We start from the raw sequence: 18,738 nt of genomic DNA on the forward strand, positions 1-18,738 counted from the left end.
TAGTTGTTGGTGGGGGGGGGGGGGGGGGGGGGGGGGGGCCCCCCCCCGCGGCGGGGGGGGGGGGGGGTGGGGCCGGGGGGGGGGGGGGCCCCCCCGCACCCCCTACCGGGTCGCCCTGCTCGCGTTGCTGCCGGCCGTCGCCCCGTAGGTTGATCTCGGTCCGTCCTTGTTGGTGATCCTTGTTTGGTTGGGGTTACTTCATGGGGTCGTGGCCCCAGTTCATGAGGGACCAGCGCCACTTGGTGTCGCGGACTTCGCCGGACGGGCGCTGGGCCATGTGCCGGCGGACGTAGCCGACCACCTTGCGCATGTGCTTGTAGTCGCCCTCGGACAGGTCGGCGCGCTTGCGGCGCAACAGATTGATGATCTTTCTGCCGGATTCGTGCCCGACGGACTCGCCGCCGCCGGAGTGACCACCCTTGTGCCAGCCGACCTGCTTCGACTCGTCGGTCTCCAGCCAGGAGGACAGCTCGCCGGGCTTCATGTTCACCGCTTCGGTGAACTCCCGGTAGGTGTCCCGGCCGTCGTCACCTCTGCTCATGACGCAGCGCCTCGGGGCGGTGGGCCACGTCGCGGCCCGTACCGTCACTGCGGACCCGGTACTGCGGATCGTCGGGGGCCGCGTTCACAGCCCGCCCGCGGATCCGCGTCCGGTCGGTGATCTCCTCCTGGACCACGCCGTACGCGCGGCTGCCGTGGGCCGACCAAGAGACCTGGTCGCCCTCGTGGAACCTCTGCTCGGCCATGGCCCTCGGCTACCCGACACCGCCGGGGCGAAACGGCTAGGGGGTGATCTCGGCGACGGACAGCTTGATGTCGAACGGCTCGGTCAGCTCGATCACGTCGGGCCCGTCGGCGACCAGCTCGTACTGCCGCTCACCGCCCGGCCCGAACCGGTCGCCAATCCGGTACGCGTACACGTGCACCGGGTCCTGCTCGATCCGCCAGTAGAACGGGATGCCGGCGGCGGCGTACTCCCCGGGCTTCGCAAACCGGTCGATCCGTCGCGTGCCGGGCGAGACGACCTCGACGGCGAGCACGACGTCCTTCGGTTGCAGGATGGAATGGACGGACGCCACGCCGGCACGGTGCAACAGCACGTCGGGCTGTCGGCTCGTGTTGTGGCTGAGCTTGACACCGATGGCCTGGGCAGCGCCGAGGTGCTGCGGTGCGTGGCTGTGCAGCCAGAGCCACAACAGGCTGGAGATGTTCTGATGGCCCAGGGTGGGGGAGGGTGTCACCTGGATAACTCCGTCGACGAGTTCGACGCGGGGGGCGTCGTCCGGCAGGGCGAGCAGATCCTCCAGCGTGTAGTCGGCACGCTGCTGCCGCATCGGATCCGGACACCAGGGGCCATGTGATGTCGGGATGGGCTCGGCGCTCATGGGACGAGCCTACCGGCGATCGATGGGACACAGGTCGGACTGCGGGTGCGAGGTGCTCACCCGGCCGGCTTCTCCGTGACGAAGATGGCGGTGCCGGGGAACAGTCGTCCGCGCAGCGGGCTCCACTGCCCCCAGATCCCCTCGTGTCCCTCCGGCCACTCCGGCTCCACCAGATCCAGCAGCCGGAACCCGGCGCCGACCAGTTCGCGGATCCGGTCACCGAGGGTCCGGTGCTGCTCGACGTAGGTGGCGACGCCAGCGTCGTCCTGCTCGACGTAGGGGGAGCGGTCGAAGTACGAGTGCACGGCCGTCAGACCACCCTCGCCGGGATCGTCGAGGAAGATCCAGCGCATCGGGTGGGTCACGGAGAACACCCACCGGCCGCCCGGGCGCAGCACCCGGTGCACCTCGGCGAGCAGGGCCGCCGAGTCGTCCACGAAGGGGATCGCGCCGAACGCCGTGCAGGCCAGGTCGAACGAACGGTCGGCGAACGGCAGGGCGAGCGCGTCGGCCTGCACCAGCGGTACGCGTACCCCGGTGCGGTCTGCGGCCTGTGCGGCGTGCCGCAACATGCCGGCGGACAGGTCGAAGGCGATCGGACGCGCGCCCTGGGTGGCGAGCCAGCGGGCGGCGGCCGCGGCGCCGCAACCCACCTCCAGCACCCGCCGGCCCGACACGTCGCCGAGCAGGCGGGCGTCGGCCTCGCGCAGCCCCTCCGGACACCAGACGAAGTCCACGTCGCCGAGGAACCCTCCGTGCTCGGCCTGGTAGTCGTCGGCGTCGGTGTCCCACCAGCCGCGGTTGGCCCGCCGGGCCTCGGCGTCACCCACCCGGCGCCGGGTCACCCGGCTGTCGTCATCCACGCGCCCACGCTAGGCCCCGGTGAACTCGAAGGGGGCGGCGGCGCGGCCTGATCGACTCGGTTTCCGCGAAGTCGTGGTGCTGGGGCCGGTGGGCAGCGCTGATTTTCCGGTAATCGCGTCGATGAGGAGTGGCGCGCGGCCCGTCCGGCCGGCCCGCCCCTCGGGGTGCCTGGGGCCGCTGTGACGTACGAGACAGGAGGGGTCGTTTCCGGGCGATTGTTCGGCTTTCGCAGGTCATGGTGCGGCGACGAGTCGGGAGGGCTTGCACGCTGTGGTAATGCGCACGGTAGGCTAGACGATGCGCTCGCGGATCGTGTGTCTCGGCAGGGAGCAGGTGCGCGGTCGACGGAGCACATCATGATCCCACTAGGTGATCGTTCGGTGTGCCCGGCGACGGATCCGCTGGCGCGAACAGGTCACCGCGACACCAGCCTGCTGTGACAACCCATCCGACCGGAGCAACCGCCCACATGACGAGCAGCATCGAGGCCCCCTCGAGCGCCACCCGGGTCACCCACGACGATCTCGGTTCCGAGGAGGCATTCCTCGCCGCGATCGACGAGACCATCAAGTACTTCAACGACGGCGACATTGTCGAAGGCACCGTCGTCAAGGTCGATCGGGACGAGGTCCTGCTCGACATCGGCTACAAGACCGAGGGTGTCATCCCCTCTCGGGAGTTGTCGATCAAGCACGACGTGGACCCCGCCGAGGTTGTGACGGTTGGTGACCACATCGAGGCCCTGGTCCTCCAGAAGGAGGACAAGGAGGGTCGTCTGATCCTCTCCAAGAAGCGGGCGCAGTACGAGCGGGCCTGGGGCACGATCGAGAAGATCAAGGACGAGGACGGTGTCGTCCGCGGCTCGGTCATCGAGGTAGTCAAGGGTGGCCTCATCCTGGACATCGGGCTGCGCGGCTTCCTGCCCGCGTCCCTGGTCGAGATGCGGCGCGTGCGCGACCTGCAGCCGTACGTCGGGCGTGAGCTCGAGGCCAAGATCATCGAGCTGGACAAGAACCGCAACAACGTGGTCCTGTCCCGCCGGGCCTGGCTGGAGCAGACGCAGTCCGAGGTGCGCACCGAGTTCCTCAACAAGCTGCAGAAGGGCCAGGTCCGCAAGGGCGTCGTGTCCTCGATCGTCAACTTCGGCGCCTTCGTGGACCTCGGCGGCGTCGACGGTCTGGTGCACGTCTCCGAGCTGTCCTGGAAGCACATCGACCACCCGTCCGAGGTCGTCGAGGTCGGCCAGGAGGTCGAGGTCGAGGTTCTGGACGTCGACCTGGACCGCGAGCGCGTCTCGCTGTCGCTGAAGGCGACGCAGGAGGACCCGTGGCGGCAGTTCGCCCGCACCCACGCGATCCAGCAGATCGTGCCGGGTAAGGTCACCAAGCTGGTGCCGTTCGGTGCGTTCGTCCGGGTTGACGACGGCATCGAGGGCCTGGTCCACATCTCCGAGCTGGCCGAGCGCCACGTGGAGATCCCGGAGCAGGTCGTCCAGGTTGGCTCCGAGGTCATGGTCAAGGTCATCGACATCGACCTGGAGCGCCGCCGGATCTCGCTGTCGCTCAAGCAGGCCAACGAGGGCTTCGTCGAGGGCGAGGAGCACTTCGACCCGACCCTCTACGGCATGGCCGCGACGTACGACGCCGAGGGCAACTACATCTACCCGGAGGGCTTCGACCCGGAGACGGGCGAGTGGCTCGAGGGGTACGACAAGCAGCGCGAGACCTGGGAGAACCAGTACGCCGAGGCCCGTCAGCGCTGGGAGGCCCACACCAAGCAGGTGCAGACCTCTCGCGCCGCCGACGCCGAGGCCGCTGCCAACCCGACTCCGGCCGTTCCGGCTGCCGGTGGCGGCACCACCTCCTCGTCCAGCCCGGCCCCGAGCCGGCAGGCCGAGGAGCCGGCCGGCACCCTGGCCACCGACGAGGCGCTCGCCGCTCTGCGGGAGAAGCTCGCCGGCGGTAAGTGACCCGCTGAACGACGACGGGCCCCGTCCCCGCGATCTTTCCGATCGCCGGGGGCGGGGCCCTCGCCATACCCGCACCCGCTCAACGCTGGCCGCCCGTGCCTCGCGCCAGCGGCGTTGGCGCGGGGTCCGCGGGCGATGCGGGTCATACCGGCCTACGGAGACCCTGGGCTGGGGACCAGGGTGCGGGTGGGTTTGGCGGGGAGGCTCGTGATCCGGTTGACTGGTCGGGTGCTGAGGGTGGGTTTGACCGGCGGAATCGGGTCGGGCAAGAGCGCGGTGGCCGCGCGGCTGGTGGAGTTGGGCGCGGTGCTCGTCGACGCGGACCAGGTTGCCCGGGAGGTCGTCGCGCCGGGCACGGAGGGCCTCGCGCAGATCGTCGCCACCTTCTCGGAGAAGGTGCTGGGCGCCGACGGCGCGCTGGATCGCGCCGCGTTGGGCGCCGTGGTGTTCTCCGACGAGGCCGCCCGCCGCCGGTTGGAGGCGATCACCCATCCCCGGGTGCGGGCGCGTACGGCCGAGCTGGTCGCCGCGGCGGCACCGGACGCGATCGTGGTCAACGACGTACCGCTGCTGGTGGAGGTGGGGCTCGCGCCGACGTACCACCTGGTGGTCGTGGTGCAGACGGCCGTGCCGACCCGGCTGGAGCGGCTGATGCGCGACCGGGGGATGGACCGCGCGGAGGCCGAGCGGCGGATCGCCGCGCAGGCCGACGACGCCCGCCGACGTGCCGCGGCGGACGTGGTGTTGACCAATGACGGCAGTCTGGTGGCGCTGCACGCCGCGGTGGATTCGCTGTGGCGGCAGCGGCTGCAGCCCTACGAGCACAACCTGCGGCAGCGGCGAGCCGTGCCGCTGCCGAGCCGCAGTGACGGGGTGGATGCCGATCCGAGCTGGCCCGAGCAGTACGCGCGGCTGGCCGCCCGGATCCGTCACGCGCTGGCCCCGGCGGATCTGCGGATCGACCACATCGGTGCGACCGCGGTACCCGGGCTCGCCGCCGACGACGTCATCGACGTGCAGGTGGCCGTGCCCAGTCTCGCCGACGCCGACGGACCGCTGGCCGACCGGTTGGCGAACGCGGGGTTTCCCCGCGTGCCGGGGCACTGGTGGGACGATCCGCGCCCGGCCGGCCGAGGTCGGTGGGAGAAGCGGCTGCACGGCAGCGCCGACCCGGGTCGCCCGGTGCGCCTGCACTTGCGGGAGGTCGAGTCGCCCGGCTGGCGGTACGCGCTGCTCATGCGTGACCACCTCCGCGCCGATCCGGATCAGCGGGCCACGTACCTGCTGTTCAAGCGGGATCTGGTCGACGCGGCGCCGCACCCCGGTGACTCCGGCACGGCCGGCGACCCCTGGTTCGACGAGGAGTACCTGCGGGCCGAGCAGTGGGCCGCGCGGACCGGCTGGCGACCCTGAGAGCCGTGCCACCAACCCGAGTGCGTGTGGTCAGCGTGCTCCGGGTCGGGGCGGGCGGCTCGGTGGGGTGGCGCGCGGCGGCGGGTTGAGGCGGGGCACCACGGCGGGGCTGAGGTCCACCTGTGCCCACGCGCCGGGGCCGGTGTGCAGTTCCACCCGGCGCAGCGAACCGTCGCGGTCGATCCAGTAGCGCAGGCGCGCGTCGGCCGTGCGGAGTTCCACGACGTCCACGGTCCGTCCGGCGGCGAGGTCCTCGCGTACCCGTACGGCGGCGCCGCGCAGCGCCACCGGCCCGGCGGCGGCCACCGCTGCGTCGACCAGCAGGTCGAGGTCGTCGCGGGGGGACCGGGTGGGCCGCCACGATCCGCCCGGGACCGGAAACGGTGGCCGGCCCGGGGCCTCGGCGGTGCCACCGCCACCGGTCTCGGCCGGCACGTCCGTCCGGGACAGGCCGGCGGCGTCGCGGTGCAGCAGGGTCCGGCGACCCGGTACGCCCAGGTCGGCGACCGCCACGTACGCGGTGCGGGCGGCCCAGCTCAACCAGCCGGCACCCCGCAGGTTGGTGTCCGTGCCCACCGGCGCGGTCAGCGTCAGCGTGGCACCGCCCTGGCCGCGCAGCCGGGCGGCCAGCCGGTCCAGCCGGCGCTGCTCCGCGTCCGTGAGCGCGCGCGGCAGCCCGGGTCGGCCGCCGAGCGCGTCGACCGGGCGCAGCGTGGGACGGTCGATCCGGTTGAGGAGGACCGTGACCGGCCCGACGCCGAGCAACCGGGTCACCAGTTTGTGCAGTCGGCCGTCCCGGTCGAGCCAGTAGCGGGTCGACCCGTCCGGGCCGGTCGCCGCCGTGCCGCCCGTCGCGGCGCTGCCGGGGCTGGGTGGGGTCGCGGTGGGCAGCGGCGCCTGCACGACGTCGACCGGCCCGGCCGCGACCACGTCCCGGGCGACCCAGCGGGCGTCGCCACCGTTCATCGCCGGGGACGGGTCCGGACGGTCGGCGGCGAGGCCGAGGAGCAGGTCGAGGACCGGTGCCAGGCCCGCGCCGGGCGTCAGGTGGTGCAGCCGCCAGCGGTCCGTCGGTGGCATCAGGGGCGGCGCGGCCGGGGTGGGCACGGCCGCCGGGTCCGGTCGGGTGACCAGCACCGACCCGGCGCTCTGCAGGAGGCCACGCTCGGCACCGGCCCCCGGCCCGCCGACATCCAGGTAGAGCAGGGGCCGCGACCAGTCCACCCAGCCCACCAGTTCGGTACGGGCGGCGCCGGCGCCGACCGTGACATGGACGCCGGCGCGCAGGTCCCGAAGGTTGGTGACCCGCATGGCGGCCAGCCGCTCGGCCTCGGCGACGGTCAGCGGTCGGGCCGGCGCGGATGGGTCGGGACCCCAGCTCAGCAGCCCGGCCACCAGCGCCGTCGCGGACGTCACCGCGGTCAGGGCGAGCAGCAGCAGCACCGTACGCCGACGACGGCTCGCTCGGGAGGGTCGGACGCTGCCGGTGTCGGGGGCGGCCGTCTCGCGCGGGTGCCCGTCGGGGTCGGAGGAGGACGGCCCGCTGGCGCGGACTGCGTTGCCAGCGCGGGTGGTGTCGGGGGAGGGGCCGCGCGCCGGGCCTTCAGAGGTGTCCACGGATGTGAAACGGGCGGGACGGCACGGGGTGACGAGCTGAGGGGGAACGAGAGGGCGGTGACGCGGCAGGGGCGCTCGCGGCGGCCGGTCTGCGCCTCGAGCGCGACCACACGGGTGCGCACGCCGGACGAGCCGGGTGCTGCGACCGCTGTGCCGGGGGCGGCCGGCCTGATGATGGCCTGGCCTCCGGCCCGGTCGGCCGCCGCGAGCGGCCTACATGAAGAGGGTAGCCCCGGTGACATGGGCCACACAATGGGAATATCGAAGCCGATCACGCACCCTGCGCGACGGCCGAACCTGTCGGACCTGCGGCGTACCGTTGAGGTCATGGCGCTCGACATTCCCCGGCTCGACGGCCGCTTCCAGGTCGTCAGTGAATTCCAGCCGGCCGGCGACCAGCCGGCCGCCATCGACGACCTTGAGCGCCGGGTGCGGCGCGGCGACCGCAACACTGTGCTCCTCGGCGCGACCGGCACCGGCAAGAGCGCCACCACCGCGTGGCTGATCGAGCGGCTGCAGCGCCCCACCCTGGTGCTCGCCCCGAACAAGACGCTCTGCGCGCAGCTGGCCAAGGAGTTCAGCGAGCTGCTGCCGCACAATGCGGTCGAATACTTCGTCTCGTACTACGACTACTACCAGCCCGAGGCGTACATTCCGCAGACCGACACCTACATCGAGAAGGACTCCTCGATCAACGAGGAGGTCGAGCGGCTGCGGCACTCGGCGACGATGTCGCTGCTCACCCGCCGCGACGTGATCGTGGTGGCGACCGTCTCGGCGATCTACGGTCTGGGCACCCCGGAGGAATATCTCAACCGGGCGGTCCGGGTCGAGGTCGGGCAGGATCTCGACCGCGACCAGCTGCTGCGCCGGCTGGTCGACATCCAGTACACCCGCAACGACATGGCCTTCCAGCGGGGCACCTTCCGGGTCCGCGGCGACACGCTGGAGATCATCCCGGCGTACGAGGAGCTGGCGGTCCGCATCGAGCTGTTCGGCGACGAGGTGGAGAAGCTCTACTACCTCAACCCGTTGACCGGTGACGTGGTCCGCGAGGTCGACCAGCTGGTGATCTTCCCGGCGACGCACTACGCGGCCGGCCCAGAGCGGATGGAGCGGGCGATCCGCGACATCGAGGCGGAGCTGGCCGAGCGGCTGGCCGAGCTGGAGCGCCAGGGCAAGCTACTGGAGGCGCAGCGGCTGCGGATGCGCACCACGTACGACATCGAGATGATGCGGCAGGTGGGTTTCTGCTCCGGCATCGAGAACTACTCGATGCACATGGACGGGCGGCTGCCCGGCAGCCCGCCGCACGCCCTGCTCGACTACTTCCCGGACGACTTCCTCACGGTGGTCGACGAGTCGCACGTGACGATCCCGCAGATCGGCAGCATGTACGAGGGTGACGCCTCCCGCAAGCGGATGCTCATCGACCACGGGTTCCGGCTGCCCAGCGCCGCCGACAACCGGCCGCTGCGTTTCGACGAGTTCCTGGAGCGGGTCGGCCAGATGGTCTGCCTGTCGGCGACCCCGGGCACGTGGGAGCTGGAACAGGCCCAGGGAGAGTTCGTCGAGCAGGTCATCCGCCCCACCGGGCTGGTCGACCCGCAGGTCGTGATCAAGCCGACCAAGGGGCAGATCGACGACCTGATGCACGAGATCAAGCTGCGGACCGACCGCGACGAGCGGGTGCTGGTCACCACGCTGACCAAGAAGATGGCCGAGGACCTGTCGGACTACCTCCTGGAGAACGGCGTCCGGGTGCGCTACCTGCACTCCGAGGTCGACACCCTGCGCCGGGTGGAGCTGCTGCGCGAGCTGCGCAAGGGCGAGTACGACGTGTTGGTCGGCATCAACCTGCTCCGCGAGGGTCTGGACCTGCCCGAGGTGTCGCTCGTCGCGATCCTCGACGCCGACAAGGAAGGCTTCCTGCGCAGCGGCCGGTCACTGATCCAGACCATCGGGCGGGCCGCCCGGAACGTCTCGGGCCAGGTGCACATGTACGCCGACAAGATCACCCCGTCGATGGCGGCGGCGATCGACGAGACCGACCGACGTCGCGCCAAGCAGATCGCGCACAACGAGGCACACGGGATCAGTCCGGAGCCGCTGCGCAAAAAGATCCACGACATTCTGGACGACATCTACCGCGAGGCGGAGGACACCGAGAACTCCCGGGTCGGCGGCGCGGCGCGTCAGCTGTCCCGGGGCAAGGCGCCGGTCAAGGAGACCCGCAGCCGCAGTCGGTCCACCGCCAGCACCCCGTCCCGGGAGGGGATGGCCCGCGCCGACCTCGCCCAGCTCATCCAGGAGCTCAACGACCAGATGCTGGCCGCCGCCCGCGAGCTGCAGTTCGAGCTGGCGGCGCGGATCCGCGACGAGGTCGCCGACCTGAAGAAGGAGCTACGCGGCATGGACGCCGCCGGCGTGAAGTGAAGGCGGCCCGGCCGGCGCGGGCCGGGCTGCCCCGAGCGGCAGATGTGGGGCGTCCTCGCCCGACCCGCCGGGCCGACCCCCGATTGCGGTGCGCAAGCAAGCTATTGCACTGGGTGATCGTCCTGCGTACGCTCCCTCGATGGGGAGGCGGGGATGCCGTTGCCAACAAGTCCTGTCATTCGACGCGCGCGGCTCGGCGCCGAGCTGCGTCAGTTACGTCGGCGCGAGGCGCTGACCCTGGAGCAGGTCTGCGACCGGCTGGGCTGGGCGTCGACGTCGAAGCTGTCCCGCATCGAGCTGGGGCAGAGCCGTCCGGATCTCGCCGACGTACTGGACCTGCTCGACATCTACCAGGTGCCGGCGTCGGCCCGCGACGCGCTGATCGTGATCGCGCGGGATGCGGCCACCAGTCGCGGCTGGTGGAAGACGCTCGGCGAGATGAGCGAGCGGCAGCGCATCTACGCCGAGCTGGAGGCGGGCGCGGCCGACATCGTCGAGTATCAGCCGGCGGTCGTGCCGGGGCTGCTGCAGACGCCGGCGTACGCCCGCTCGCGGGTCGCCGCCGGCGTTCTGCTCGCGCCGGAGGTCGACGTGGAGGCGGAGGTGCGCGCCCGGGCGCTGCGGCAGGAGGTGCTGCGCCGGGCCGAGCCGCCGCGCTACACGGCGGTGCTCGCCGAGACGGCGTGCGACCCGGGTGACCTGCCGGTCGACGTCTGGCGTGAGCAGTTGCGGCACCTGGTGACGGTGACCGGGCTGGCCCACGTGACGGTGCGACTGCTGCCCCGCGGGGTGGCCGGCAGCGGCCTGCACCCGCTCACCCCGTACTCCTGGTATGCCTTCCCCGACCCGGCGGATCCGCGGACGGTGATGCTGGAGGCGTTGACCACCGACGTCCGGCTGGCGACCGTGCTCGACGTCGACCGGTACGAGCGGATGACCGAGGCGCTGCTGGCGGCCGCCCTGTCACCGGAGGAGACGGTCACCGCGCTGGCCCGCCGCGTCGGCGAGTGAGGGTCGGTGCCGCCCGCGCGGCCTCCGGACCCGGCGCCCCCGAGCCCGTCGGGGCCGGCGGCCGGCGCGTGCGGGAGGCACGATAACCGCGGGGTACGACAGCTTCGCTCAGGCCGGTACGTCGTGGAAGTGCTCGACCACCGGTGGCCCGGCGAAGTGCGGGCCGATCAGCGCCCGCCACTGGGCGAACCGTTCGGTGTCCCGGAAGTTCTTCTCGTGCGCCTCGACCGAGTCCCACTCGACCAGCAGCACGAACCGGGTCGGGGACTCGATGCCCCGGGTCATCCGCACCGACCGGCAACCGGGCGTCCCGGCGAGCACCGGGTGACCCTGGGCGTACGCGGCGGCGAAGGCGTCCTCGTGTCCGGGCAGTACGTCGATCAGCGCGACTTCAAGCACCATGCCGCACAGCCTCCCACGGCGTAGGAGCGCAGGGGCGTGCGGGTGTCGGGGTCCGCGCCGCACCTGGAGTGCTAGCCCTGTCTCCGAGAGGGTGAGACGGGCGCCGTCTCGCCGGAACCGACGGACGGGCCGGAGGCGGCGAGGTCGAGGAGCGTCATCTTGTCGTGGTCCGGGGTGCCGGGCGGCGCCATGTAGATGATGAGGCGCTGGCCTTGTGAGCGGTTGAGGGACAGCCCTTCGTGCGAGAGCGTCAGGGTGCCGACCTCCGGGTGTCGGAGCGTCTTCTCGCCGTCGCCGATCGTGTGCACCTCGTACCGCTCCCAGAGCCGGTTGAAGTCCGGGCTCTTGACGATCAGCTCACCTACGAGTGAGGCGAGATCCGGGGCATCTGGATCAGAGCCGGCGATCGCCCGTAACTGGGCAACGGCCCCCTTGGCCTTCCGTTCCCAGTCCACCCACAACTCGCGGGCAGCCGGGTGCAGGAAGATGTACCGGACGGTGTTCCGCTGCCGTTCCGGCCAGTCGGCGATGCCGTGCAGCAGCCGCAGCCCGCCCGGATTGGCCGCCAGCAGGTCGTTGGTGCGGCTCACGACGTACGCCGGGTTGGGCCGGAGCGTCTCCAGAAGCTGCGTGACGGTCGGACGGACCCGTCGTGACGGTAGGGGACGGGGCTCGGGCGCACGCCGCGCCGCCCGTGCCGCCAGCTCGTGCAGGAAGCCGCTCTCCTCTTGGTTGAGGCGGAGCGCGTTGGCCAGCGCCTCGACCACGGAGGGGCTCGGATGGGTCTCCTTGCCCCGTTCCAGACGTATGTAGTAGTCGATGCTCACACCGGCCAGCGCCGCCAGCTCCTCCCGGCGCAGACCCGGCGTACGGCGCGTGCCGGTTCCGGCGGGCAGTCCGACGTCTGCCGGGCGTACGTCGCCACGGCGAGCCCGCAGAAACCTCCCGAACTCGGTCATGTCGTCATTCTGCCCGGGCGTGTGATCAGGGGACCAGCCCGGAGCCTGGCCCTGTCACACCCACCGATGGCGCACCCCGGAAGATCACGGTCTGCCTCGTCCTCGCGAGCCTCACCAGGCTGGACGGATGACCACGCTCGAACGAGCCCGCGCGTCGCAGGATGCCCGGCAACGCACGGCCGCACCGAAGCTGATCCTGGCGGCCACGTTCATGGGCATCTTTCTGCTCAACCTCAACACCATGGCGATAAACGTGGCGCTGCCCGGGATCGGGCGGACCATCGGCGGCAGCACGGCGGGACTGCAATGGATCGTGAACGCCTACACGCTGATGTTCGCCGCACTCCTGCTTTCCGCGGGTACGCTCTCCGACCGCATCGGGGCGAGCCGCGCGTTCGGCGCCGGCGTCGCGGTCTTCACGGTCGCCTCGGCGGCCTGCGGACTGGCGCCGGGGCTTGGCGAACTGATTGCCGCCCGCCTGATCCAGGGGAGCGCGGCGGCGATCATGCTGCCCTCCTCGCTGGCCCTCGTCCGGCAGGCCTTCCCGGACGCGGCCGAACGGGCACGGGCCATCGCGCTGTGGACCGCTGGCGGAGCCGTCGCGGTTGCCGCCGGCCCGGTGGCCGGTGGGGTGCTGTCCAGCACTCTGAGCTGGCGGGCGATCTTCGCCGTCAACCTGCCCGTCGGCATCGCCACCCTCGCGGTGTTGACCCGCGCGGAGCGCTCGCCGCGCCGTGCCACGCCGCTCGATCCATACGGCCAGCTCACGGCGATCCTCGCGCTCGCGGCGCTCACCTTCGCGGTGATCGACGGAGGGGAGAACGGCTTCGGCGAGCCCATGGTGCTGGGCTGCCTGGGGCTCGCCGCAGTGGCGACGGCCGCGTTCATCATGATCGAGGCACGTACCGCCGCGCCGTTGGTCCCGCTCGACCTCTTCCGTTCGCGCACGGTGACGGTTTCGGTCGCGATCGGTTTCGTCGTCAATGCCGCGTTCTACGGGCTGGTGTTCGTGCTGAGCCTGTTCTTTCAGAACGTTCTGAACCTGTCCGCCATGGCCGCGGGGCTGATGTTCCTACCGATGATGGCCGTGATCACCGGAGCCAACCTGGCCTCGGCCAGGGCGGCGGCACGCTTCGGGCCCCGGATGCCGATCGTCATGGGACAAGCGATCCTCGCGCTGGCGCTGTTCGGCCTGCTCTGGATCGACGAGGGCACCAGCAGACAAGTGATCGCGGCGATGCTCATCCCGGTCGGCCTCGGCCTAGGCTTCTTCGTACCGTCCCTGACCGCCATCCTGCTGAACGACATCGCCGCAGATCGGGCCGGAATGGCCGCCGGGATCCTGAACTCCTTCCGGCAGACGGGCGGCGCGCTCGCCGTGGCCGTCTTCGGAGCCTTGGTCGCGAACCGGGGTGAGTTCATTGTGGGTCTGCGGGCCGCCTTGTGCGTCGCGGCTGTGCTGCTGATAGCCACCACGGCCGCGGCCCTCCTGCTGCCGCCCGGCCGTAGTTGACGGGACGGTGACGGAGATGTCTGGCGCGGGGCCCGGTAATGAACTCAACCTGACGGAGCCGGGCGGCGACCTCCTGTTCGCCGTCAATCAACCCGAAGGCGTGGACGTCAACCACCTCGTCGTACGGCCTGCCGGCCAGGTCAACTGACCTCGCTGGGCGGTCAGCTGCGGGCGACGGGGCACGATCTAGGACTGGAGTACGAGGACGCCAGGGAGGGTGTGCCGGTATTCCCGGCGACCCGGGTGCGCCGTGACACCCGGTGCCCGGGGTGTGATCACGGCGAGTGGTGGGCAACAATGGTCACCGAGGAGGGGAGTATTCCCCCGCGACGAAGTCGTCAGCACGGACGATCGCCGGCACCTCGGCGTTCGACCCGGCTTCGTCGGTCGCCGTCCCGTTCGCGGGTCGGGGGCGGAAGAGACCTCCGACAGTCACCAGAGTGAGCGACAGCGGCACGCCAGCCCTCACGGGGGCGTACGGTGTGCCCGACGCCGCGTGTCTGCCGGAGGAATGAACGTTGGACGTGTCCGGATTGGTGTGGGCGGGGACCCTCGTCGCACTGACTGCGGTGCTGCTCGTCGACCTGTTGATCATTGGTCGGCGCCCGCACGAGCCGAGTGTGCGCGAGTCGAGCCTCTGGGTCGCCTTCTACGTGGGCCTCGCTCTGCTCTTCGGCGTCGGCGTCTGGCTGACCGCCGGGGCCAGTTCGGCGGGGCAGTTCTACACCGGCTGGCTCACCGAGTACAGCCTCTCGGTGGACAACCTCTTCGTCTTCGTCATCATCATGGCCCGCTTCGGGGTGCCCCGGCAGTACCAGCAGAAGGTGCTGCTCATCGGCATCGTGCTGGCGCTGGTGATGCGCGGTGGCTTCATCGCCGCCGGCGCGGCGTTGATCTCGCAGTTCTCCTGGGTCTTCTACATCTTCGGCGCGTTCCTGATCTACACGGCGGTCAACCTGGCCCGCCAGGGTGAGCCGGACGAGGACGAGTTCTCGGAGAACCTGCTGATCCGGTGGAGCCGCCGGGCGCTGCCGATCTCCAAGGGCTACGACGACGCGAAGCTGATGACCCACGAGAACGGGCGTCGGCTGTTCACCCCGATGCTCATCGTGATGATCGCGATCGGCACCACCGACCTGATCTTCGCTCTGGACTCGATCCCGGCGATCTTCGGCATCACGCAGGAGCCGTACCTGGTCTTCACCGCGAACGTCTTCGCGCTGATGGGCCTGCGGCAGCTCTACTTCCTGCTCGGCGGCCTGCTCGACCGGCTGATCTACCTGAGCTACGGGCTGGCCGTCGTGCTGGGCTTCATCGGCGTCAAGCTGGTGCTGGAGGCGCTGGCCGACAACAACCTGCCGTTCATCAACGGCGGAGAGCACGTCGGGTGGGCGCCGCACATTCCGATCTGGCTGTCCCTGCTGGTCATCATCGGCACGCTGGGCATCGCCACCATCGCCAGCCTGGTCAAGTCCGCCCGGGACCGGCGTCGCGAGCTGGCCGGGGTCCGGCGCTGAATCACCGCCGGTCGGGCCCGCAGAAGGGCCCGACCGGTCAGACCCGGTGGACGCCGACGAGGGTGGCGGCCCGGTCGGCCGGCAGCAGTTCCTCCAGCACCCGTCGCCGCCGGTAACAGGCGTGCAGCATCCGCCGGTCCGTCGGGTCGTCCGCGACGGCGGTGACGATGCCGATGTGGTGAATCTTGCGGCCGGGGCGGGCGAAGAAATAGAGGTCGCCGGGGCGTTCCGCGCCGAGGGGCAGCGGGGTCGTGGCAACCGCCTGGTCGTCGGCGTCGCGCGGAAGCAGCACGCCGAACCGGCGCCAGGCCAGGTGGACGAGGCCCGAGCAGTCGATGCCGTACGCGGAGAGCCCGCCCCAGATATAGGCGACGTCCAGCAGCCGCTGGGCCACCGCGAGCGCGTCGGCGGCGGTGGGCGGCTCGGTCGGCACCGGGACGAGCTGACTGTCGGGCAGCCAGAGCGGCGCGGCCTGGCCGGGCACGTGGACTTCTCGCCAGCCGTCGCGGGCCGGGCCGGCCGGGACGAGGCGCGTGCCGACGACGACGCCGGGCAGCACCACCGGCCCGCCCGGGGTGGCGTGCAGCCCGGTGACGGTGGCGTCCACGATCAGCGGGTCGCCGCTGACGGTGGGATCCACGGCGGTCAGCTGGTCGGCGGGGAGCCAGCCCGGGTAGCCGCGGGGATCGAGCTTGGCGGCCGGCTGCTCGACGGCGACGGCCCGCGCCCAGCCGTCCGGGCGCAGCTCGTCGATCAGCACCCGCTCGCCGAGCAGGAGCTGGCTCAGCACGCAGTCACCGACCTGCTGGTCGGTGTCCATGCCGCGAACCCAGGTCGGGATGTCGGCGCCGGCGGTGAGCGCGGGACCGTCGACCGCCCGGACCGCCTCGGGGGAGGACCACAGCGTCGCGACGGCGACCCGGACGATGGCCTCGCGGCCCGGTTGCAGCTCCACGTCAACCCCCAGCTCGTGTCGGCTGTTCAGGGGAACCCTATGAAAGAAACCAACGGTCCTCAACCGCGAGTCTGCATCTTTACTTCAGCCAAACCTGAGATGCCCAGGCCGGGAGCGTCCGGCAGCACCACTGTCGGTCCCTCGTAGCGGATTCCGCCCTGCACCGGCGACCAGGCCAGCCACCAGGCGGCGTCCAGGTCGGCGACGGCAGTGGTGCCGTACGCGGCGACCAGGCTCGCCGCCGCGCCGATGCCGACCTGACTCTCCATCATCGACCCGACCACCGTGCCGAGCCCGTGCGCGGTGGCCAGCTCCAGCAGGGTGCGCGCCGGGTGCAGCCCGCCGCACTTGGCCAGCTTGACGTTGACCAGGTCGGCGGCCCGGCGACGGATCACCTCGACCAGGTCGCGGACCCCGAAGACGGCCTCGTCGGCCAGGATCGGCACGGACACCCGGTCGCTGACCCAGGCCAGCCCGTCCAGGTCCCAGCGGGCCACCGGCTGCTCGACGAGCTCCACGTCCAGCCCGGCGTCCTCGATGCCACGGATCACCCGGACCGCCTCGCGCGGCGTCCAGCCCTGGTTGGCGTCGAGTCGGATCCGGACCCCGGTGCCGACCGCCGCGCGGACCGCCCGTACCCGGTCCAGGTCGCCGGCCGCGTCCGTGCCGACCTTGAGCTTCAGCACGCCGAAGCCGTCGGCCTGCCGCTGGCGCGCAGCCGCCGCCAGGTCCACCGCGTCGCCCGCGGCGAGGGTGACGTCCGTCGGAACCCGCAGGGTGGTGCCGCCGAGCAACCGCACCAGGGGTACGCCCAGCCGCTGCGCGGCCAGGTCGTGCAGGGCCACGTCCACCGCGGCCTTCGCCGCCTCGTTGCCGACCACCGCGCGCTGCACCTCGGCGCAGCGGGCCACCAGGTCGTCCGGGTCACGTCCGGTGAGCAGCGGGCCGAGCAGTTCGCGTACGCACGCCTGCGCGCCGGCGACCGACGCGCCGGTGACCTGCCAGACCTGCGGCGCCTCGCCGAAGCCGGACCGACCGTCGGCATCGACCAGTTCGACGATCAGGGTGTCCACGGTGGTGGTACTTCGCAGCGCGGTGACGAACGGGGTGTGTAAGGGGGCAGAAACCCGGTGGGTGCGTACCGCCGAGATCGTCATGTGGGGCACCCTATACGCAGGCACGCGGCGAGAGGGGACACCGGATGGTCGTGCGGGACTGGGAGCTGGTGGGCGCACCGAACGCACGTGACCTGGGAGGGCTGCGCGGCACCGACGGCCGGACGGTGCGCGCCGGACGGCTGATCCGCACCCCGGCGCTGGGGCGGCTCACCGATGAGGATCTGCCGGTGCTCGCGAAGCTGGGGCCGGCCTGCGTGCTCGATTTGCGCGCCGCCGCGGAGATCGCACTCGCCCCGCCCGATCGGCTGGCGGGCGAGCCGCGGGTCGTGCACCTGCCGGTGCACGACCCGGAGCACCCGGTCTTCACGTACGTCTCGGCGGTGCTGCTCGGCCACGACCTCGACGCGTACGCGGAGCTGGCCCGGCAGGGCACGGCGGGGGCGATGGCCGAGATCTACCGATGGTTCGTCACCGGCGAGGCGGCCCGGGTCAACTTCGGCGCGGCGGTGCGGCTGGCCGCTCGGTCGGAGAACCTGCCGCTGCTCTACCACTGCTCCGCCGGCAAGGACCGCACCGGCTGGCTCACCGTCATCCTGCTCACCGCGCTCCGCGTGGACGAGGCCGCGATCCGCGCCGAGTACCTGCGCAACAACGAGCTGACCGACAGCCTCCGCGCGGTGATCATCGAGGCGATGCGACGCCGGCAGCCCGGCATGGACGTCGACGCGGTGCTGCCGGTGCTGGAGGTTCGCGCCGAGTACCTCGACGCCGGCTACCAGGAGGTGCGCCGGGTGCACGGCTCGTTCGACGGCTACCTGCGTGACGGGCTGGGGCTGACCGACGAGGTCCTCACGGCGCTGCGGGCGCAACTGCTGGAGTGACCGCCGGGCCGGGCAGCACGTCGGCGCGGGCGACCCGCCCGATGACGATCAACGCCTGGCCGGCGGCGTACGTCGCCATCACGAGCACCGGCGCGCCGGGCGGCTGGGCCACGTCGGCCACCCCGGCGGCGATCAGCAGATCGGAGCTGAGGAACAGCGCGGCGCCCACACCGACCCGCCAGCCCTGGGTCCCGGCGGTGGTGGCCATCGCCGCCAGCGCGACGGCGTAGCCGGCCACCGGCACGGCCAGCCCGGCCTCGGCCAGCCCCGCCCACATCCAGGCCAGCGCGGCGACGGTCAGCACCGCGTACACCAGCGGCATTGCGACCAGCGGCGGACGGCGCAGCCGCGTCGCGGCGCCGTGCCGGGTGAAGGCCACGAGGTAGCAGACGTGGGCGGCGAGGAAGCAGACCATGCCAGCCATGAACCAGCCGGTGCCGGAGGCCAGCAGCGCCACGTCGCCGGCCGTGGAGCAGGCCAACGCGGCGAGCACGAGCCGGTCCGGCCGGGCGCCGCGTTCGGTGGCCGCCCGCCAGAGGTACGCGGCCAGCAGCGGCATCAGCAGCGGCTTGGTGAGCAGCTCGGCCACTGGACTGTCGACGGCGTTGGCCAGCAGGTTCGCCGCCGTCACGACCAGGAAGACGACGAGCAGGGTACGGCTGCGGGGCATCAGCGGCTCCGAGGTGGGGGTGGCAGCA

Annotated in this window: 17 protein-coding genes and 1 pseudogene; 8 read left to right on the forward strand and 10 right to left on the reverse strand. The window is 71.8% G+C overall.

Annotated elements, in window-relative coordinates:
- Window positions 1-196 precede the first annotated feature (196 nt).
- From ACGGAQ_RS12540 to ACGGAQ_RS12555, 4 genes and pseudogenes are all read right to left on the reverse strand, one after another.
- Window positions 197-541 (reverse strand): annotated as a pseudogene (locus tag ACGGAQ_RS12540) (DUF3140 domain-containing protein); the annotation flags it as partial.
- Complete coding sequence (locus ACGGAQ_RS12545; RefSeq protein ID WP_393047774.1) at window positions 528-746, reverse strand: DUF2945 domain-containing protein; 219 nt, start codon at window positions 744-746, stop codon at window positions 528-530. The pseudogene ACGGAQ_RS12540 and the gene ACGGAQ_RS12545, both read right to left, overlap by 14 nt.
- A gap of 36 nt (window positions 747-782) precedes the next feature.
- Complete coding sequence (locus ACGGAQ_RS12550) at window positions 783-1,334, reverse strand: Uma2 family endonuclease (RefSeq protein WP_393047776.1); 552 nt, start codon at window positions 1,332-1,334, stop codon at window positions 783-785.
- Between the two features lie 107 nt (window positions 1,335-1,441).
- On the reverse strand, window positions 1,442-2,248 hold the full coding sequence (locus ACGGAQ_RS12555; RefSeq protein WP_393047778.1) for a class I SAM-dependent methyltransferase: 807 nt from the start codon (window positions 2,246-2,248) through the stop codon (window positions 1,442-1,444).
- A gap of 470 nt (window positions 2,249-2,718) precedes the next feature.
- Between ACGGAQ_RS12555 and rpsA the strand changes: the two genes are divergently transcribed.
- Window positions 2,719-4,218, forward strand: a complete 1,500-nt coding sequence (rpsA, locus tag ACGGAQ_RS12560; RefSeq protein WP_109819865.1) for a 30S ribosomal protein S1 — start codon at window positions 2,719-2,721, stop codon at window positions 4,216-4,218.
- A 228-nt stretch (window positions 4,219-4,446) separates the two neighbouring features.
- Entirely contained in the window at window positions 4,447-5,631 is a 1,185-nt protein-coding gene (gene coaE, locus ACGGAQ_RS12565; RefSeq protein ID WP_393047780.1) for a dephospho-CoA kinase, read from the forward strand.
- A gap of 30 nt (window positions 5,632-5,661) precedes the next feature.
- Here coaE and ACGGAQ_RS12570 read toward each other — a convergent pair whose 3' ends face one another.
- Window positions 5,662-7,248 (reverse strand): hypothetical protein, encoded by a 1,587-nt coding sequence (locus tag ACGGAQ_RS12570; protein WP_393047782.1) that lies wholly within the window; start codon window positions 7,246-7,248, stop codon window positions 5,662-5,664.
- Between the two features lie 327 nt (window positions 7,249-7,575).
- Between ACGGAQ_RS12570 and uvrB the strand changes: the two genes are divergently transcribed.
- Entirely contained in the window at window positions 7,576-9,684 is a 2,109-nt protein-coding gene (gene uvrB, locus ACGGAQ_RS12575; protein ID WP_393047785.1) for an excinuclease ABC subunit UvrB, read from the forward strand.
- Between the two features lie 153 nt (window positions 9,685-9,837).
- Complete coding sequence (locus ACGGAQ_RS12580) at window positions 9,838-10,695, forward strand: helix-turn-helix domain-containing protein (protein WP_393047787.1); 858 nt, start codon at window positions 9,838-9,840, stop codon at window positions 10,693-10,695.
- A gap of 108 nt (window positions 10,696-10,803) precedes the next feature.
- On the opposite strand, the gene ACGGAQ_RS12585 is transcribed toward ACGGAQ_RS12580, so the two are convergent.
- Together ACGGAQ_RS12585 and ACGGAQ_RS12590 are read right to left on the reverse strand one after the other, a co-directional pair.
- Window positions 10,804-11,097: an antibiotic biosynthesis monooxygenase family protein gene (locus ACGGAQ_RS12585; protein ID WP_393047789.1), complete on the reverse strand. Its 294-nt coding sequence runs from the start codon at window positions 11,095-11,097 to the stop codon at window positions 10,804-10,806.
- Window positions 11,098-11,168: 71 nt separating this feature from the next.
- The gene (locus tag ACGGAQ_RS12590) at window positions 11,169-12,056 is read right to left on the reverse strand and encodes a helix-turn-helix transcriptional regulator (protein WP_393047791.1); all 888 of its coding nucleotides are present in this window, start codon (window positions 12,054-12,056) and stop codon (window positions 11,169-11,171) included.
- Between the two features lie 127 nt (window positions 12,057-12,183).
- Here ACGGAQ_RS12590 and ACGGAQ_RS12595 point away from each other — a divergent pair, with 127 nt between their 5' ends.
- The 3 genes from ACGGAQ_RS12595 (at window position 12,184) to ACGGAQ_RS12605 (ending at window position 15,086) form a co-directional block, all read left to right on the forward strand.
- A complete protein-coding gene (locus ACGGAQ_RS12595) occupies window positions 12,184-13,569 on the forward strand; it encodes an MFS transporter (protein ID WP_393047793.1) in 1,386 nt (461 codons plus the stop codon).
- A gap of 16 nt (window positions 13,570-13,585) precedes the next feature.
- Window positions 13,586-13,717, forward strand: coding sequence for a hypothetical protein (locus tag ACGGAQ_RS12600; protein ID WP_393047794.1), 132 nt, complete (start codon window positions 13,586-13,588; stop codon window positions 13,715-13,717).
- Window positions 13,718-14,087: 370 nt separating this feature from the next.
- Window positions 14,088-15,086 carry a TerC family protein gene (locus ACGGAQ_RS12605; RefSeq protein ID WP_393047797.1) on the forward strand — a complete coding sequence of 333 codons (999 nt, stop codon included), beginning with the start codon at window positions 14,088-14,090 and terminating at the stop codon, window positions 15,084-15,086.
- 37 nt (window positions 15,087-15,123) lie between these two features.
- Here the strand turns inward: ACGGAQ_RS12605 and ACGGAQ_RS12610 are convergent, their stop codons facing one another.
- Both ACGGAQ_RS12610 and ACGGAQ_RS12615 read right to left on the reverse strand, forming a co-directional pair.
- Window positions 15,124-16,041: an NlpC/P60 family protein gene (locus ACGGAQ_RS12610; RefSeq protein WP_393047800.1), complete on the reverse strand. Its 918-nt coding sequence runs from the start codon at window positions 16,039-16,041 to the stop codon at window positions 15,124-15,126.
- A 59-nt stretch (window positions 16,042-16,100) separates the two neighbouring features.
- Complete coding sequence (locus ACGGAQ_RS12615) at window positions 16,101-17,198, reverse strand: mandelate racemase/muconate lactonizing enzyme family protein (protein WP_393047803.1); 1,098 nt, start codon at window positions 17,196-17,198, stop codon at window positions 16,101-16,103.
- Between the two features lie 44 nt (window positions 17,199-17,242).
- Between ACGGAQ_RS12615 and ACGGAQ_RS12620 the strand changes: the two genes are divergently transcribed.
- Window positions 17,243-18,040 (forward strand): tyrosine-protein phosphatase, encoded by a 798-nt coding sequence (locus ACGGAQ_RS12620; RefSeq protein WP_393047806.1) that lies wholly within the window; start codon window positions 17,243-17,245, stop codon window positions 18,038-18,040.
- On the opposite strand, the gene ACGGAQ_RS12625 is transcribed toward ACGGAQ_RS12620, so the two are convergent.
- Window positions 18,009-18,710, reverse strand: coding sequence for a lysoplasmalogenase (locus ACGGAQ_RS12625; RefSeq protein WP_393047809.1), 702 nt, complete (start codon window positions 18,708-18,710; stop codon window positions 18,009-18,011). The genes ACGGAQ_RS12620 and ACGGAQ_RS12625 overlap by 32 nt on opposite strands.
- Window positions 18,711-18,738: the final 28 nt, after the last annotated feature.

This window comes from Micromonospora sp. NPDC047557 (assembly GCF_043205095.1).
Taxonomy (GTDB): domain Bacteria; phylum Actinomycetota; class Actinomycetes; order Mycobacteriales; family Micromonosporaceae; genus Micromonospora.

Coding starts and splice junctions, on each gene's coding strand:
- ACGGAQ_RS12550 (WP_393047776.1), bottom strand. CDS start 1,334: ATGCGGCAGCAGCGTGCCGACTACACGCTGGAGGATCTGCTCGCCCTG.
- ACGGAQ_RS12590 (WP_393047791.1), bottom strand. CDS start 12,056: ATGACCGAGTTCGGGAGGTTTCTGCGGGCTCGCCGTGGCGACGTACGC.
- ACGGAQ_RS12580 (WP_393047787.1), top strand. CDS start 9,838: ATGCCGTTGCCAACAAGTCCTGTCATTCGACGCGCGCGGCTCGGCGCC.
- ACGGAQ_RS12615 (WP_393047803.1), bottom strand. CDS start 17,198: ATGACGATCTCGGCGGTACGCACCCACCGGGTTTCTGCCCCCTTACAC.
- ACGGAQ_RS12585 (WP_393047789.1), bottom strand. CDS start 11,097: ATGGTGCTTGAAGTCGCGCTGATCGACGTACTGCCCGGACACGAGGAC.
- ACGGAQ_RS12625 (WP_393047809.1), bottom strand. CDS start 18,710: ATGCCCCGCAGCCGTACCCTGCTCGTCGTCTTCCTGGTCGTGACGGCG.
- ACGGAQ_RS12595 (WP_393047793.1), top strand. CDS start 12,184: ATGACCACGCTCGAACGAGCCCGCGCGTCGCAGGATGCCCGGCAACGC.
- rpsA (WP_109819865.1), top strand. CDS start 2,719: ATGACGAGCAGCATCGAGGCCCCCTCGAGCGCCACCCGGGTCACCCAC.
- ACGGAQ_RS12545 (WP_393047774.1), bottom strand. CDS start 746: ATGGCCGAGCAGAGGTTCCACGAGGGCGACCAGGTCTCTTGGTCGGCC.
- ACGGAQ_RS12620 (WP_393047806.1), top strand. CDS start 17,243: ATGGTCGTGCGGGACTGGGAGCTGGTGGGCGCACCGAACGCACGTGAC.
- ACGGAQ_RS12600 (WP_393047794.1), top strand. CDS start 13,586: ATGTCTGGCGCGGGGCCCGGTAATGAACTCAACCTGACGGAGCCGGGC.
- uvrB (WP_393047785.1), top strand. CDS start 7,576: ATGGCGCTCGACATTCCCCGGCTCGACGGCCGCTTCCAGGTCGTCAGT.